The following is a 15,907-nucleotide window of genomic DNA, read 5'->3' as shown; positions in this document are numbered from 1 at the left end:
ATCAGGCGATGACGCCGGCGTCCTGCAGGGCGGCGAGGCGTTCCGCGTCGAGCCCGAGCTCGGCTGTGAGCACCTGCCGGGTATCCTGGCCGAGATCCGGCGGCAGACGGCCGACCGGTGCGCGCTCGCCGTCGAGCCGGTAGGGCGGGGCGAGTACGATGCCGGCACTGCCATCCGGACGTTCTCCTTCGACGACCATGCCGGCCTGTTGCGCACGGCCTGAGCGCAAGGCCTCGTGCAGGCCGAGCACCTCGCCGCAGGGGATTGCATGCGCACTCATCCGCGCCAGCAATTCGGCGCGGGGCCGGGCGCGCAGTTCGGCTTCGATCACCGTGATCAGGGCGGCGCGGTGCACCGTGCGCTGCAGATTGGTGCGGAAGCGCTCATCCTCGAGCAAATCGGGACGCTCGATCACCTGCCGGCAGAAGCGTTCGAACTGGGCATTGTTGCCGACGGTGACCACGAGAGCCCCATCGGCCGCCTCGAACACCCCATAGGGCACGATCGAGGGATGGGCGTTGCCATAGCGCGGCGGGTCCTCGCCGAGCGCCAGCGCCTCCAGCGCGTAATAGGCGCCGATGGTCATGCCGGAATCGAACAGAGCGAGCTCGACATGGCGGCCCTTGCCGGTGCGGCCGCGCTGGACGAGCGCAGCGAGCACGGCCTGCGCCGCATATTGCCCGGTGAAGAGATCGACGGCGGCGACGCCGAATTTCAGCGGCGGCTGGGTCGGCTCGCCGTTCAGCGCCATCAGCCCGGCCTCGCCCTGGATCACGAGGTCATAGCCCGGCCGCGTCGCCTCCGGCCCGTCCGAGCCATAGCCGGCGATCGAGCAATAGATCAGCCCGGGATTCACGGCGCTGAGCGCGGCATAGCCGAGGCCGAGCCTGTCGGCGCCGCCGGTCTTGAAGTTCTGGATCACGACGTCCGACTTCGCCGCCAGCGCGCGAACGATGGCCAGGCCCTCGGCCTGGGCGAGGTCGACGCCGACCGAGCGCTTGTTGCGGTTGACGCTGTTGAAATAGCAGGTGTTGCGGCCGCCGACGCGGATGCCCCAGTCGCGGGTGTCGTCGCCGCGCAGGGGATGCTCGATCTTGATCACCTCGGCGCCGAGATCGCCGAGAACCTGGCCGCACCAGGGGCCGGCAAGGATGCGCGAGAGATCGAGAACGCGGATGCCGGCGAGCGGCAGGTCGAGTTCGCTCATGAGCCCATCACGCCTTCCAGGCTGGCGGCGAAGGCGATCAGGCGCGGGCGCACCTCATCGAGCAGGAAGCCTTCGTCGAGGATGATGGTCGGCGCGCCGCAATTGATCGACATCGGCGGCAGGCCGCCGCCGGGGCGGAAGCCGACCGCGATCGAGCTCACCGTCGGCTGCCATTCGCCGAAGGAGCGCACGCAGCCGGTCTCGCGGTACTCCACCAGGGCCCGCTCGACGCCTTCGCGCAGGCGCGGCCAGGCGGTCTCGTCGACCGAGCGGACATCTTCGAGGATGGCTTCGCGCTCGGCCTCGTCGCAGATGGCGAGATAGGCCCGGCCCATGGCGCTGCGGCAGAGCGAAAGCCGCGAGCCGACATCGATGTTGAGGGCGATCGCCGCCTCGCCGCGGCAGCACTCGACATAGCGCATGCCGAGCCGGTCGCGGACGCCGAGGCCGACCGAGGCGTTGGAGAAGGCGGCGAGATCGCGCATGCCGGGCCGGGCGATGCGGCGCACGTCGAGCCCGGCGAGTGCCGTGGCACCGAGCGCGATCGTCGCGGTGCCGAGCCGGTAGCTGCCGCTTTCCGGCATGGCCTGGAGATAGCCGAGTCGCGTCAGCGTATGGGTCAGGCGCGAGACCGTCGAGCGCGCGAGGCCGCAGCGCCGAGCGATCTCGGAATTGGCAAGCGCCTCCTCCCCGCGCCGGAAGCAGGAAAGCAGCTCGAGCCCGCGCGCCAGCGCCGTGACGAAATGCCGGTCCTCGCCCGCCTCGCTCGCGGTCGCGCGGGCCGGCCGCCCGGGCCTTGCGCGCAGCTGAGGAGCGGCGGCGGGCATCGCCTCAGCGCTTCATCAGGAAGGCGGCGAAGGCGGCCTGCGCCTCCGCCGACATCAGGCGCTCGCCGAAATGGCGGGCTTCGGTGGCGATGGTCTCGGCGGTCGCGGCGGCGCTGCCGCGCTTCAGCAGCATCTTGGTCAGCGCGACCGATTGCGGCGGCAGGGCGGCGAGCGCCTTCGCCTTCTCGATCGCCAGCGGCAGCGCCTCGCCGGCTTCGGTGACGGCGTTGAGCAGACCGGCCTCCTGCGCCACCTCCGGGCTGAAGACCTCGCCGAGCATCAGGAGCTCGGCGGCGCGCTTGGAGCCGGCGATCAGCGGCAGGAGATAGCTCGATCCGCCCTCCGGACAGAGGCCGAGCGCGACGAAAGGCAGGCGGAAGCTCGCGCCCTTGCCGGCGAAGGCGAGGTCACAATGCAGCAGCATGGTCGTGCCGATGCCGACGGCGAAGCCCTCGACCGCGGCGACGATCGGCTTCTTCGTGGTCGAGATCGCGCCGAGGAAGTCGATGGCGACGCGTGCCCCGACGCCGGTGGCGGCCGCGGCGGCGAAATCCTTGATGTCGTTGCCGCTGGTGAAGCAGCCGCCGGCACCGGTCAGGACGATGGCGCGCACGCCGGCATCGGCATCGGCGGCGGCGAGCGCGTCGATCAGGCCCTGATAGGTCGCCCGGTCGAGCGCATTGCGCCGGTCCGGCCGGTTCATGGTGATCTGCCGGACGCCCTCGGCAACGTCTTCGCTCAGCACCGTCTCGGTCATTGTCCTGTTCTCTTTTTCAAAGGGCGGGCAGGGCCGCGTATGTCCGGCGGCCGCGTTGCGGTATCGGTCAGAGCAGGCGGGCTCTCGCCTGCTCGTACTCGCTCTTCAGGCGGGCGATCACCTCGGCTACCGGCGGCGCGTCGTCGATCAGGCCGACGCCCTGACCGGAGCCCCAGATGTCGCGCCAGGCCTTGGCCGAGCCGGAGCCGAAGCTCATCTTGCTCTTGTCGGCATGGGGCAGGTCGTCGGGGTCGAGCCCCTGTGCCGCGATGCTCGGCTTGAGGTAATTGCCGGGCACGCCGGTGAAATAGGGGGTGTAGACGATGTCGGCAGCCGAGGCGCCGACGATCATCTCCTTGTAGCCCTCGGCGGCGTTCGCCTCCCGGGTCGCGATGAAGCGGGTGCCGATATAGGCGAGGTCCGCCCCCATCGCCTGCGCCGCCAGGATGGCGCCGCCGCTGGCGATCGCGCCGGACAGGATGATCGGCCCGTCATAGAAGCGGCGGACCTCGCCGACCAGAGCGAACGGCGACAGCGTGCCGGCATGGCCGCCGGCGCCGGCGCAGACCAGGATCAGCCCGTCGACGCCCGCCTCGAGCGCCTTTTCCGCATGGCGGATCGTGGTCACGTCATGGAAGACGAGGCCGCCATAGGAATGCACCGCCTTGACCACGGCATCGGGGGCGCGCAGCGAGGTGATGACGATCGGCACGCGGTGGCGCACGCAGGCTTCCATGTCGTGCTGGAGCCGGTCGTTAGAGGCATGGACGATCTGGTTGACGGCGAAGGGCGCGATCTTGCGGGCGGGGTCGGTCGCCTTGGCGGCGGCGAGCTCGGTCTTGATGCGCATCAGCCAGATGTCGAGCTGGTCGGCCGGGCGGGCATTGAGCGCCGGGAACGACCCGACCACGCCGTTGAGGCATTGCGCGATCACCAGTTCCGGGCCGGAGACGATGAACATCGGCGAGCCGATCACCGGCAGCGAGAGCGATTGCGCGAGGCCAGGCGGGAGGGACATGCGGACGGCTCTTGGCAGGCGGTTGCGGCGGACGGGTTGTGCCGACGATGTTCGAGCGGTCGCGGACGGTCAAGCGTTGCCGGCAATAATTCTGCGATGCGGAATGTCTCATGACTGTGCGACCTGACCCGATGATCGGCGCTTGACAACGCCGCGCGCTGCCGCTCCCTAGCTGGGCCGTTTGCGCAAGAATATTCCGCTTTGCGGAATTGAGGCCGAGACCGAGGAGCCAGCCGATGCAGACCGTCCGGATCGCCCGCCAAGGTTCCGTCGCGGTGGCGACCATCGACAATCCGCCGGTCAATGCACTGGGAGCGGCCCTGCGCCGCGATCTCGCGACGGCGGTGACCGAGGTCATGGCCGATCCTGAGGTCGAGGCCCTGGTCCTTGCCGCGGCCGGCCGTGCCTTCATCGCCGGCGCCGATATCAGCGAGTTCGGCAAGCCTCTGGCCCAGCCGATCCTGCCGGAGGTGCTCGATCTCATCGAGAATGCAGCGAAGCCGGTGGTCGCGGCGATCCAGGGCGTCGCGCTTGGCGGCGGGCTCGAAGTCGCGCTGGCCTGCCATGGCCGGGTCGCTCTGCCGGCGGCCAAGCTCGGCCTGCCCGAGATCAAGCTCGGCATCATTCCCGGCGCCGGCGGCACGCAGCGCCTGCCGCGCCTGATCGGTGCCGCCAAGGCCTTTCCGATGATGCTGTCGGGCGAGCCGGTCGCGGCGCAGAAGGCGCTCGATCTCGGCCTCGTCGATCGGGTGGTCGAGGGAGATCTCGTCGCGGCGGCCGTAGCCTTGGCGCAGGAGCTCGCCGCGAAGGGCAGGCCGCGCAAGACCGGCGAGATCGCCGAAAAGCTGACGCAGGCCGATCGCGAGGCCTTCGAGGCGCTGGCCAAGGACGCGACCGCGAAATCCGGCGACATGCCGAATGCGATGGCGCTGATCGAGGCGGTGCGCGGCGCCTTCACCTTGCCGCTGGCCGAGGGCCTCGCCCATGAACGGGCCCTGTTCGCCAGGCTCGTCGTCGACGAGCGCTCCAAGGCGCTGCGCCATGCCTTCTTCGCCGAGCGCGAGGCGGCGAAGGTTCCGGGCATCGACGACAGCGTCAAGCCGCGCCCGATCGCGCGCGCCGCGGTGATCGGCGCCGGCACCATGGGCGGCGGTATCGCCATGTGCTTCGCCAATGCCGGCATCCCGGTGACGCTGATCGAGACCTCGCAGGAGCAGGTGGAGAAGGGCCATGCCCGTATCCGCGACACCTATGGCTTCTCGGTGAAGCGCGGCTCGATGACCGAGGCCACGCGCGAGCAGCGCATGGCGCTGATCACGCCGGCGGTCGGTATCGCCGCCGCCGCGGAGGCCGATATCGTGATCGAGGCGGCCTTCGAGGAGATGGGCGTCAAGCGCGAGATCTTCGGTGCGCTCGACAAGGTCGCGAAGCCGGGCGCGGTCCTCGCCAGCAACACCTCCTATCTCGACCTGACCGAGATCGCCGCGGCGACGACGCGCCCGGCCGATGTGCTCGGCATGCACTTCTTCAGCCCGGCAAATGTGATGAAGCTGCTCGAGATCGTGCGGCCGGAAGGCGTCGCCGCAGATGTGGTGGCGACCGCGATCGCGCTCGGGCGCCGGCTCGGCAAGGTGCCGGTGGTGGTCGGCAACTGCTTCGGCTTCGTCGGCAACCGCATGCTGGAGCAGCGCACCCGCGCCGCCGAGCGGCTGCTCGTTGCCGGCGCCCTGCCGCACGAGGTCGATGCGGCGCTGACCGGCTTCGGCTTCAAGATGGGGCCCTTCGCCATGTCCGACCTCGCTGGCAACGATATCGGCTGGCGCAGCCGCAAGTCGCGCGGCAAGACGGCGGCCGTGGCGGATGCGATCTGCGAGCGCGGCTGGTTCGGCCAGAAGACCGGCCGAGGCTATTATCTCTATCCGGAAGGCGCCCGCGCCGGGCAGCGCGACCCGGAGGTCGAGGCGCTGATCGCCGATGTTTCGGCGAAGGAGGGCGTCGCCCGCCGCAGCTTCACCAGCGAGGAAATCCTGGCGCGTCTGCTCGACCCGATGGTCAACGAGGGCGCACGCATCCTCGAAGAAGGCATCGCGGCGCGTTCCGGCGACATCGATATCGTCTGGCTCACCGGCTACAACTGGCCGGCATGGCGGGGCGGGCCGATGCACTGGGCCGAGGCCGTCGGCCTCGACGTGATCGTCCGGCGGCTGGAAGAGCAGGCGGCGGAAAGCGGCGATGCCTCGCTCGAGCCGGCGCCGCTGCTGCGCAGGCTCGCCGCCGAGGGCAAGGGCTTCTCGGCCTTGAAGGCGGCCTGATCGGCGTTGTCGTCCCGGGCGACCGGGGTGAGGCGCTGGCCGGTCAGCTCGATCGAAGAATACTGCGTTACGACCATAGAGGATCGCTGAACCCATGACCGAAGCCGTCATCGTCTCGACCGCCCGCACGCCGATCGGCAAGGCCCATCGCGGCGCCTTCAACCAGGTGCGGGGCGCCGACATGGCCGCCCATGCGATCCGTCACGCCATGGCGCGGGCGAAGCTCGAGCCGGAGGCCGTCGAGGAGGTCGTGATGGGCTGCGGCTATCCGGAGGCCGCGACGGGCCTCAACGTCGCGCGCCATGCCGCGCTGGTCGCCGGGATCCCGGTGCAGTCGGCCGGCGTCACGGTCAGCCGCTTCTGCGCCTCGGGGCTGGAGGCGATCGCCCATGCGGCGCGGCGCGTCGTGATGGACGGCGTGCCGGTCGCGGTCGGCGGCGGCGTCGAGTCGATCTCGCTGGTGCAGCCGGTGACGAGGCGCGATCTCGCCATGAACGACTGGCTCATCGCCAACAAGCCCTCGATCTACACGACGATGATCGAGACGGCCGATAATGTCGCGCAGCGCTACGGCATTTCGCGCGAGGCGCAGGACGCCTTTTCGCTGGAAAGCCAGCGCCGCACCGCCGCGGCCCAGCAGCGCAGGCTCTTCGACGACGAGATCGTGCCGATGAGCGCGGTGATGGCGGTGACCGACAAGGCGACCGGCGAGGTCCGCCAGGAGGCGGTGACGCTGGCCAAGGACGAGGGCAACCGGCCGGACACGACGCTCGAAGCGCTCGCCAAGCTGAAGCCGGTGCGCGGCGAGGACCAGTTCATCACCGCCGGCAATGCCAGCCAGCTTTCGGACGGCGCCTCGGCCAGCGTGGTGATGTCGGCGCAGGAGGCGAAGCGCCGCGGGCTGGAGCCGCTCGGCATCTTCCGGGGCTTCGCCGCTGCCGGCTGCGAGCCCGACGAGATGGGCATCGGCCCGGTCTTCGCGGTGCCGCGCCTGCTCGAGCGCAACGGTCTCAAGGTCTCCGACATCGACCTCTGGGAGCTGAACGAGGCCTTCGCCTCGCAGTCGCTCTACTGCCGCGACCAGCTCGGCATCGATCCCGAGAAGGTCAACGTCAATGGCGGGGCGATCGCGATCGGCCATCCCTTCGGCATGAGCGGGGCGCGGCTCGTCGGCCATGCGCTGCTGGAGGCCCGCCGGCGCAAGGCGCGCTACGCGGTCGTCACCATGTGCGTCGCCGGCGGCATGGGCTGCGCCGGGCTGTTCGAGATCAATCCCGCATAGGATCGTGAATCCCCGCCGTCATCCCGGGCGAGCGAAGGGAGACCCGGGATCCATTCCGGAACGCTTCAGGAATGGATCCCGGATCGGCGCCGCCACCCGGCTTGTCCGGGATGACCGCCTGCTTGCGGGCAGAATGCCAAGAGCCGTTTACGGGAGGTACCCATGGACCTGCGCTTCACGCCCGAGGAACTGGCCTTCCGCGACGAGGTGCGCCGGTTCTTCCGCAACGAGATCCCGGCCGAGATCCGGCGCAAGGTCTCGGAAGGGCGAGGGCTCTCGCGCGAGGACTATTTCACCTCGCAGCGGATCATGAATGCGAGGGGCTGGGCGGTGCCGCACTGGCCCAGGGAATGGGGCGGCCGGGACTGGACAGCGATCCAGCGCTACATCTTCACCGAGGAAATGCTGCTCGCCGCCGTGCCGCTGCCGCAGCAGTTCAACTGCTACATGGTCGGGCCGGTGATCGCCGCCTTCGGCTCGCAGGCGCAGAAGGAGCGGCATCTCTCGCGCATCGCCAATCTCGACGACTGGTGGTGCCAGGGCTTTTCCGAGCCCGGCGCCGGTTCCGACCTTGCCTCGCTCAGGACCAGAGCGGTGCGCGAGGGCGATCACTACATCGTCGACGGGCAGAAGACCTGGACGACGCTCGGCCAGCATGCCGACTGGATCTTCTGCCTGGTCAGGACCGACCCGGCTGCGAGGAAACAGGCCGGCATCTCCTTTCTGCTGATCGACATGAAGACGCCGGGCATCACGCTTCGGCCGATCATCACGCTGGAAGGCCGGCACGAGGTCAACGAGGTCTTCTTCGACAAGGTCAGGGTGCCCGCCGAGAACCTCGTCGGCGAGGAGAACAAGGGCTGGGACTATGCCAAGTTCCTGCTCGCCAATGAGCGCACGGGCATCGCCCGCATCGGCCTCTCCAAGGAGCGCATGGCAAGGATCAGGCGTCTCGCACAGGAGATGCCGGCGGGCGAGGGCACGATGTGGGAGGATCGCGACTTCCGCGAGCGCTTCGCCGGCGTCGAGATCGAGCTGAAGGCGCTGGAGATCACCCAGATGCGGGTCGTCGCGGCCCAGGCGCGCGATCTCGGCCGGCCAGACCCGGCCTCCTCGATCCTCAAGATCAAGGGCTCGCAACTGCAGCAGGCGACGACGGAACTTCTGCTCGAAGTCGCCGGCCCCTTCGCATTGGCGGCGCCGGAGCGCGGCGCCGAGCCGACCAATGACTGGCCCTTCGACCATGACTGGGCCGATGCGGCGGCTGCGAACTATTTCAACAACCGCAAGGTCTCGATCTATGGCGGCTCGAACGAAATCCAGAAGAACATCATCGCCAAGGCGGTGCTGGGATTGTGAAGTCACCATGCCTCAGCCCGCTCCTCAGAATGGGGCTGGTGATTCCGGCCGTTGACAGGAAACCGCCATGGATTTCGACCTTTCCCCCGAACAGGCGCAGCTCAAGGACGGCATCGAGCGGCTGATCGCGGCGAACTACCCTTCGCTGGAGGCGCGCCAGAAGCTCGCCCGCGAGCCGCTCGGCTTCTCCGAACGTAGTTGGGCGCAGTGCGCCGAGATGGGCCTGCTTGGCATTCCGTTCAGCGAGGCCGAGGGCGGCTTCGGCGGCGGGCCAGTCGAGACGCTGGTGGTGATGGAGGCGCTCGGCAAGGGGCTGGCGCTGGAACCCTACCTTGCGAGCGTGGTGCTCGGCGGTGGCGCCCTGCGGCTCGCCGGCTCGGCCGAGCAGAAGCAGCGGCTGATCCCGGCCGTGGTCGACGGCTCGCTGCGGCTCGCGCTCGCCCAGACCGAGAAACAGGCGCGCTACGATCTCAACGACATCGCCATGAGGGCACGCAAGGCCGAGGGCGGCTATGTGCTGGACGGCGCCAAGAGCGTCGTGCTGGGCGGCGACAGTGCCGGGCTCCTGGTGGTCAGCGCCCGCACCTCCGGTGGGCGCCGCGATGCACAGGGCATCAGCCTGTTCCTGGTGCCGGCCGATGCGCCGGGCCTGCGGATCACGGGCTATCCGACGCAGGATGGCGGGCGGGCGGCCGAGATCGCCTTTTCCGGGGTGCGGGTCGCCGATGCCGATCTGCTCGGGGAGGAGGGCGAGGGCCTGCCCGTGCTGCAGCGCCTCTCCGAATACGCGATCGCGGCGCTTGCCGCCGAGGCTGTCGGCGCCATGGCGGCCCTGCACGCGCTGACCGTCGACTATCTCAAGACCCGCACGCAGTTCGGCACGCCGATCGGCAATTTCCAGGTACTGCAGCACCGGGCCGTCGACATGCTGATCGCGCTCGAACAGGCGCGTTCCATGGCTTTCTATGCGGCGATGATGGTCGAGCATCCCGAGGCGCAAGAGCGCGCCGCGGCGCTGTCGGCGGCCAAGGTCCAGATCAACCGCTCCTGCCGCCTCGTCGGGCAGGAGGCGGTGCAGCTTCATGGCGGTATCGGCATGACCATGGAGTATATCGGCGCTCATTACTTCAAGCGCCTGACCATGATCGAGAGCCTGTTCGGCGACACGCCGCACCATCTGCGCAGGGTCGTGGCGGCCGACGGGCTGGTGGCCTGAGCCGGGTTCAGCGTCCCTCGGCAGCAAAGCCGAGCGGGATCGCGCTGGTCGATTTCAGCTCCTCCATCGCGAACATCGAGGTGACGTCGCTGAGGTCGATGCGCGAGATCAGCTTCTTGTAGAGCGCGTCATAGGCGGCGATGTCCGAGACATAGGCCTTGAGCAGATAGTCGATCTCGCCGCTCATCCGGTAAAAGTCGACGATCTCGGGCAGATCGTGCACCGCCGTGTGGAAGCGCTCCAGCCATTCCATCGAATGCCTGGAGGTCTTGACGGCGATGAAAACGGTGACGCCGGCGCTGAGCTTGTCGCGGTCGAGCAGCGCGACCCGGCGCCTGATATAGCCGGCGGCTTCGAGCTTCTGGATGCGCCGCCAGCAGGGCGTCGAGGAAAGCCCCACGGCTTCGGCGATGTCGGCCAGTGGCAGGCTCGCATCCGCCTGCAGCAGCGCAAGGATGCGCAGATCGAAGCTGTCGAGCTTGGCCAAAGGGATTCTCCGAGGCTGGAATGAAAAGTGTCTGAAATTACCTGTGTGAGAATCTGATGCTCGTTGCAATTTGATTATTGGTATCAGTTTTTAATTTTCACGGATTTCGGCGTCAGGTAGCAAATCCTTCCCCATGAGCTCGACCTATCATGCCCCGGCGTTCGAGACCGGGGAGATCAGGACATGCAGGGTTACCTCAGCGAGGAGCGGCGCGGGGCGGTGCTACGCGATCTGCGGACCCATGAGGGCACCTGTTCGCGCGACTATCTGGCGGCGGCGCGCAATGTTCTGCGCGAGCTCGTCGCCATCCCCGATCTGGTCCAGCGCCTGCCGCTGGTGCGCAAGCCCGGCGGCTATGCCCGCAACCTTCTCGCCGGCAACGACGCCGTCAGCGTCTGGGCGATGGTCTGGGCCGAGGGCGCGACGACCTCGATCCATGATCATCACTGTTCCTGCTGCTTCGGCGTCGTCTCCGGCACGGTGTCGGAAACCTGGTATCGCGCCGTCGACGCGGCCCGTGCGGTGCCGACCGAGGAACATGACCGGCAGGCCGGCTATGTCGCCTGCATGCTGCCGACCGGCCCGAACATCCACCGCATGCAGAATCGCGGGCGGGGGGAGGCGATCTCGATCCACATCTACGGCTTCGACCACGAGGCGCACAGCTCCTCGATCGAGACAGAATACACCGCTGTCGCCGGCTGAGGGGCCGCTGGCGCCGAGGGTCAGTCCAGCCAGCTCGTAAAGCCTTCGACCGGTTCGCGCTCCGGCACCAGCCGGTTGGCGGGGGCGTCGGGATCGGCCTTGCCCAGGGCGATGCCGCAGACCACGACCTCGCTCTCGGGGATCGCGAGTTCACGCCGCACCACCGGGTGGAAGCGCGCGAAGATCGCCTGCGGGCAGGAATCGAGGCCATGCGCCTGCGCCGCGATCAGGAAGGTCTGCACGAACATGCCGAGGTCGAGCCAGGAGCCGATCTCGAGGTCACGGTCGATCGTCACCATCAGCGCCACCGGCGCCCCGAAGAAGCGCAGATTGGCCTGGGTTTGGCGCTTCATGCCTTCATGATCGCCGCGGACCACGCCGAGCAGCGAGTAGAGGTCCCAGCCGACCTTGCGGCGGCGCGAGAGATAGGGCTCGCGGAAGGTCTGCGGATAGTAGCGGTATTCTTCCTCGATCGGCAGGTCGGGGGAATCCAGCGCCGCGATCAGCCCCTGTTCCAGCCGGGCGCGCGCCTGCGGGCCGAGCACGCGCACGCGCCAGGGCTGCATGTTGGTGCCGCTCGGCGAGCAGGCGGCAAGTTCGAGCAGGCGACGGACCAGCGCCGGATCGACGGGATCGGGCAAGAAAGCGCGAATGGCGCGGCGGCTCTCGATGGCGTGTTCGACAGTCGCAGCGTCAGTCATGCGGGGTCCTCGACTTCCTGTCCTCAGCCCGCTTTGCGGGCCGCGACGAAGTCCTCATGCTCGCGCAGGAGATCGCCGGCGAGCGCCTTGGCGATCAGCTTGCGGGTGTTCTCCAGTCCGTAGATCGCCGCGAAGGAGCCGAAGCGCGGGCCCTGCTCCTCGCCGAACAGCACCTGATAGATCGCCTTCCACCATTCGCCGGTGACGGCGGGGCGCTCGGGCGTCGCGCTCTTGGCCTGGAAGTTCTGGTAGCGCGGGATGGTGCGGGCGATGTCGAGGGCGGTGTCCTGCACGGTTTCGGCCGAGGCGTCGGCCGGCAGGGCGGCGAGCGCGTCGGCGAGCGCAGCGAAGGCCTCGCGCTCGACCTCGTCAGGCAGACGGTAATGCTTCGCCGGCTTAACGAAGTCGCGGAAATAGGCGATGGCGTAGCCGACGAGCGCATCGAGGCGCGGATGGGTCTGCGCCGAGACATCCGGCGCATAGCGCTGCAGGAAGGCCCAGAGCACTGCCTTGTCCTCGGAATTGGCGACGGCGACGAGGTTGAGCAGCAGGCCGAAGGTGATCTGCGTGCGGGTGGCGTTCTCGCCCGAACCGGCCTGCGCCACCAGCTCCGGAGCCGGCGGATTGCCGGCATGGATGTGCCAGGCCGGGTTGCCGAGCCGGTTCTTCCAGTCCTGGCGCTCATAGCCGCCGAGGAACTGCAGATACTCGTCGACGGCGCGCGGGATCACGTCGAAATGCAGCTTCTTGGCTTCGCGCGGACGCGAATACATGAACAGCGCCAGGCTTTCCGGCGAGCCGTAGTCGAGCCATTCCTCGATGGTCAGGCCGTTACCCTTCGACTTCGAGATCTTCTGGCCCTGCTCGTCGAGGAAGAGCTCGTAGTTGAAGCCTTCAGGCGGCATGCCGTCGAGGGCGCGGGCGATCTGCGAGGAGACCTTGACGGAGTCGATCAGGTCCTTGCCGGCCATCTCGTAATCGACGCCGAGCGCGACCCAGCGCATCGCCCAGTCCGGCTTCCATTGCAGCTTGGCATGGCCGCCGGTGACCGGGGTGGTGAAACGCTCGCCGGTCGCGGGGTCGGTCCAGGTGATGGTGCCGGCCTCGACGTCGCGCGCCTCGATCGGCACCTGCATGACGATGCGGGTCTTCGGATGGATCGGCAGGAACGGCGAATAGGTCGCGGCGCGCTCCTCGCGCAGCGTCGCCAGCATGATCGACATGACCTTGTCGAAGCGCGCCAGCATCTTGAGCAGGGTCGCGTCGAACTCGCCGGCGCGATAGGCGTCGGTCGAGGATTTGAACTCGTAGTCGAAGCCGAACTGGTCGAGGAACGCGCAGAGGCGGGCGTTATTGTGCCGGCCGAAGGAGTCATGCGTGCCGAACGGGTCCGGCACCTCGGTCAGCGGCTTGCCGAGATGCTGCGCCAGCAGTTCCTTGTTCGGGACGTTGTCCGGGACCTTGCGCAGCCCGTCCATATCGTCCGAGAAGGCGATCAGCCTTGTCGGGATGGCGTCGTCCGTCAGCACGCGAAAAGCGTGGCGCACCATGGAGGTGCGGGCGACCTCGCCGAAGGTGCCGATATGCGGCAGGCCCGACGGGCCGTAGCCGGTCTCGAACAGCGCCTCCTTCTTGCCCGATTTCTGCAGCCGCGCGACGAGCTTCTTGGCTTCCTCGAACGGCCAGGCGGCCGAGACGCGGGCGGCTTCGATCAGCGCGGGTTCGAAAGCGGACATTTGGCCTGAGGTCCTCGCAAATGCGGCAGGGGAGCGGGCGGTTTCGCAGATATGCGTGGGCGGCGTCAATGCGCTGTCGCGCCTCGGCTGCCCCCGCAAGGACGCCTTGCCGGAGCAGGGGAGGGGTATAGGCTGTGCCGGCCCAAGCCTTACGGGCACAAGCCTGAAAGGATGCCGCATTGGACCGCGATCTGCACGACACACTCACCGCCTGGCGCCAGCACCTGCACGCCCATCCGGAACTGTCGCTGCACGAGCAGAAGACCAGCGCCTTCATCCAAGAGAAGCTCCGCGAGCTCGGCGTGCCCTTCACCGCCAATATCGGCGGGCACGGCGTGGTCGCGACGCTGAAACGCGGCAGCTCCGACCGCACCGTCGGGCTGCGCGCCGATATCGACGCCTTGCCGATCCAGGAGGCCAACGACCTGCCCTATGCCTCGAAGACCGCGCGGGTGATGCATGCCTGCGGCCATGACGGCCACGCGGTGTCGCTGCTCGGGGCGGCGGCGCTCCTGCTGCGCGACGAGAGCTGGAGCGGCACGGTGCAGCTGATCTTCCAGCCTTCCGAGGAGAACGGCGCCGGCGCGCGGGCGATGATCGCCGACGGGCTGCTGGAACGCTTTCCGATGGAGCGGGTCTTCGGCTTCCACAACTGGCCGGGGCTGGAGGCCGGAACGGTGCAGGTGCATCGCGGCCCGGTGATGTCCGATCCCGGCAAGTTCGAGATCACGCTGCATGGTACGGCCGGCCATGCGGCGAAGCCCGACCTGACGCGCGACCCGATCGTCGCTGCCGGCCATCTCATCGTCGCCTTGCAGACCATCGTCGCCCGCAATGTCGAGCCGATCGACAGCGCGGTCGTCTCGATCGGCGCGATCACGGGCGGCACGGTGCACAACCAGATCCCGGACAGCGTCACGCTGAAGGGTACGTTCCGGACCTATCGCCTGCCGGTGCGCGAGCGCGTGATGGCGCGGATCAGGCAGATCAGCGAGGGCATCGCCGAAACCTTCGAGATGCGGGCCGAGGTGCTGCTCACCGCGATGGGGGCGCCGACGGTCAACAGCGAGATCGAGGAGGAGCTGGCGATCGCGGCGGCGAAGAGCTCCGGGCTCTCGGTCCGGCGCGACCTGCCGCCGAGCACGGCGTCGGAGGATTTCCCGATGCTGACGCAGGATCGGCCGGGCGCCTATGTCTGGATCGGCAACGGCCCGGCTCAGGATGGCGGCGAGCTGCACAATGAGCGCTACAACTTCAACGACGCGATCCTGCCGGCGACGGCGGGCTGGATGGCGGCGGTGGCGCGCCAGGCTCTGCAGGGCGAACGGAGCAATGCTTCGGCCGCGACCGCCGGGGATTGATCAGAACGGGCTTACCGGAAAGAAGCGGATGAACAGGCGCGCATAGGTGCCGTCGTCCCAGAGCGATTGCAGCGCATAGTCGATGGCGCGCTTAAGCGGCAGCTCGTCCTTGCGCAGCAGGAAGCTGACACCCTCGCCGAAATAGCGGGACTCCAGATAGGGGCCACCGGCAAAGGCGAGCTCGTTGCCGCCGCGGCCGGCCAAAGCGAGGGCCAGGGCAAAGCCGTCGCCGAAGACATATTCGGCGTCGCCGCTGCGCAGCAGGGTCAGCCCGGCCAGCATGTCGGCGACCTCGCGGCGCTGCACGAAAGGCGCGAGCTGCTCGAGGAAAGCCTGATGGGCGGTGCCGGCGATCACGGCGACGCGCTTGCCCTGCAGGGCGACGAGGTCGAGATCGGCGCGCGCATTGCCGCGCGTCGTGACGAAGCGGGCGGGCGAGCGGTAATAGAGATGGCTCGCTGCGAAGCGCTCGCGCAATTCGCGGGTGACCGGGATGGCGGCGGCGAGCACATCGCCGCGGCCCTCGGCGAGCGAGTCGAGCAGGGTGTCGAAGCGCCGCGCCTGGACCGTGCAGGTCATTGCCAGCTTCTCGCAGACCGCGCGGGCGAGCTCGACCGAGAAGCCGGTGACGCCGCCTTCGGGCGTCGCGAAGTGCATCGGCGGGAAATCGTCGTCGGTGAGGAAGCGGATCACCCGCGGCGGGCCGGGATCGGGCCGCTCGAGCCGGACATTCGGATCCCAGAAGTTCGGCACGACATAGGAGGAGGCCGGCTGCGCCTGGGCCATCGCTCCGCCCGTGGGCAGGAGCAGCAGCGCGGCGAAAGCGCTCATGGCAAGTGCTTTGGTGAAGCGGGCGAACATCGCCTGTATCTGGCGTCAGGGTGAGGTGGGGATCAAGGGGCAGTTGCCGTCATAAAGGGCGCGGGATCCCCTCTCCTG

14 protein-coding genes are annotated in these 15,907 nt (G+C 68.5%); 6 read left to right on the top strand and 8 right to left on the bottom strand.

The features are described from left to right. Position 1: 1 nt before the first annotated feature. The 4 genes from RKE40_RS16850 to RKE40_RS16835 form a co-directional block, all read right to left on the bottom strand. Entirely contained in the window at positions 2–1,207 is a 1,206-nt protein-coding gene (locus RKE40_RS16850) for a CaiB/BaiF CoA transferase family protein (RefSeq protein WP_316019386.1), read from the bottom strand. Beyond that, positions 1,204–2,034 carry an IclR family transcriptional regulator gene (locus tag RKE40_RS16845; RefSeq protein WP_316019385.1) on the bottom strand — a complete coding sequence of 277 codons (831 nt, stop codon included), beginning with the start codon at positions 2,032–2,034 and terminating at the stop codon, positions 1,204–1,206. The genes RKE40_RS16850 and RKE40_RS16845 overlap by 4 nt, the downstream gene beginning before the upstream one ends. A gap of 4 nt (positions 2,035–2,038) precedes the next feature. Further along, positions 2,039–2,791 carry an enoyl-CoA hydratase-related protein gene (locus tag RKE40_RS16840; protein ID WP_316019384.1) on the bottom strand — a complete coding sequence of 251 codons (753 nt, stop codon included), beginning with the start codon at positions 2,789–2,791 and terminating at the stop codon, positions 2,039–2,041. Between the two features lie 67 nt (positions 2,792–2,858). After that, positions 2,859–3,809, bottom strand: coding sequence for an NAD(P)H-dependent flavin oxidoreductase (locus RKE40_RS16835; RefSeq protein WP_316019383.1), 951 nt, complete (start codon positions 3,807–3,809; stop codon positions 2,859–2,861). A 236-nt stretch (positions 3,810–4,045) separates the two neighbouring features. Between RKE40_RS16835 and RKE40_RS16830 the strand changes: the two genes are divergently transcribed. The 4 genes from RKE40_RS16830 to RKE40_RS16815 all read left to right on the top strand — a co-directional run bounded on the left by RKE40_RS16830 (position 4,046) and on the right by RKE40_RS16815 (position 9,978). Continuing rightward, positions 4,046–6,121: a 3-hydroxyacyl-CoA dehydrogenase NAD-binding domain-containing protein gene (locus RKE40_RS16830; RefSeq protein WP_316019382.1), complete on the top strand. Its 2,076-nt coding sequence runs from the start codon at positions 4,046–4,048 to the stop codon at positions 6,119–6,121. Between the two features lie 94 nt (positions 6,122–6,215). Next, positions 6,216–7,403 carry an acetyl-CoA C-acyltransferase gene (locus RKE40_RS16825; protein WP_316019381.1) on the top strand — a complete coding sequence of 396 codons (1,188 nt, stop codon included), beginning with the start codon at positions 6,216–6,218 and terminating at the stop codon, positions 7,401–7,403. A 162-nt stretch (positions 7,404–7,565) separates the two neighbouring features. Next, complete coding sequence (locus RKE40_RS16820; protein ID WP_316019380.1) at positions 7,566–8,762, top strand: acyl-CoA dehydrogenase family protein; 1,197 nt, start codon at positions 7,566–7,568, stop codon at positions 8,760–8,762. 67 nt (positions 8,763–8,829) lie between these two features. After that, the gene (locus RKE40_RS16815; protein WP_316019379.1) at positions 8,830–9,978 is read left to right on the top strand and encodes an acyl-CoA dehydrogenase family protein; all 1,149 of its coding nucleotides are present in this window, start codon (positions 8,830–8,832) and stop codon (positions 9,976–9,978) included. A gap of 7 nt (positions 9,979–9,985) precedes the next feature. On the opposite strand, the gene RKE40_RS16810 is transcribed toward RKE40_RS16815, so the two are convergent. Beyond that, the gene (locus RKE40_RS16810) at positions 9,986–10,465 is read right to left on the bottom strand and encodes an Lrp/AsnC family transcriptional regulator (protein ID WP_066477611.1); all 480 of its coding nucleotides are present in this window, start codon (positions 10,463–10,465) and stop codon (positions 9,986–9,988) included. 183 nt (positions 10,466–10,648) lie between these two features. On the opposite strand from RKE40_RS16810, the gene RKE40_RS16805 reads away from it, so the two are divergent. Then, positions 10,649–11,170 carry a cysteine dioxygenase gene (locus tag RKE40_RS16805; RefSeq protein WP_316019378.1) on the top strand — a complete coding sequence of 174 codons (522 nt, stop codon included), beginning with the start codon at positions 10,649–10,651 and terminating at the stop codon, positions 11,168–11,170. A 20-nt stretch (positions 11,171–11,190) separates the two neighbouring features. On the opposite strand, the gene RKE40_RS16800 is transcribed toward RKE40_RS16805, so the two are convergent. Together RKE40_RS16800 and RKE40_RS16795 are read right to left on the bottom strand one after the other, a co-directional pair. Further along, positions 11,191–11,871, bottom strand: coding sequence for a nitroreductase (locus tag RKE40_RS16800; protein ID WP_316019377.1), 681 nt, complete (start codon positions 11,869–11,871; stop codon positions 11,191–11,193). A 23-nt stretch (positions 11,872–11,894) separates the two neighbouring features. Continuing rightward, positions 11,895–13,607, bottom strand: coding sequence for a lysine--tRNA ligase (locus RKE40_RS16795; protein ID WP_316019376.1), 1,713 nt, complete (start codon positions 13,605–13,607; stop codon positions 11,895–11,897). A 179-nt stretch (positions 13,608–13,786) separates the two neighbouring features. On the opposite strand from RKE40_RS16795, the gene RKE40_RS16790 reads away from it, so the two are divergent. Beyond that, entirely contained in the window at positions 13,787–14,968 is a 1,182-nt protein-coding gene (locus RKE40_RS16790; RefSeq protein WP_316019375.1) for an amidohydrolase, read from the top strand. On the opposite strand, the gene RKE40_RS16785 is transcribed toward RKE40_RS16790, so the two are convergent. Beyond that, positions 14,969–15,799, bottom strand: coding sequence for a transporter substrate-binding domain-containing protein (locus RKE40_RS16785; RefSeq protein ID WP_316019374.1), 831 nt, complete (start codon positions 15,797–15,799; stop codon positions 14,969–14,971). Positions 15,800–15,907: the final 108 nt, after the last annotated feature.

The sequence above is a fragment of the Allobosea rubneri genome (assembly GCF_032464875.1).
GTDB classification, from domain to species: domain Bacteria; phylum Pseudomonadota; class Alphaproteobacteria; order Rhizobiales; family Beijerinckiaceae; genus Allobosea; species Allobosea rubneri.
The sequence above is the reverse complement of the archived record's forward strand: the minus strand, read 5'-3'. Positions and strand labels throughout refer to the sequence as shown.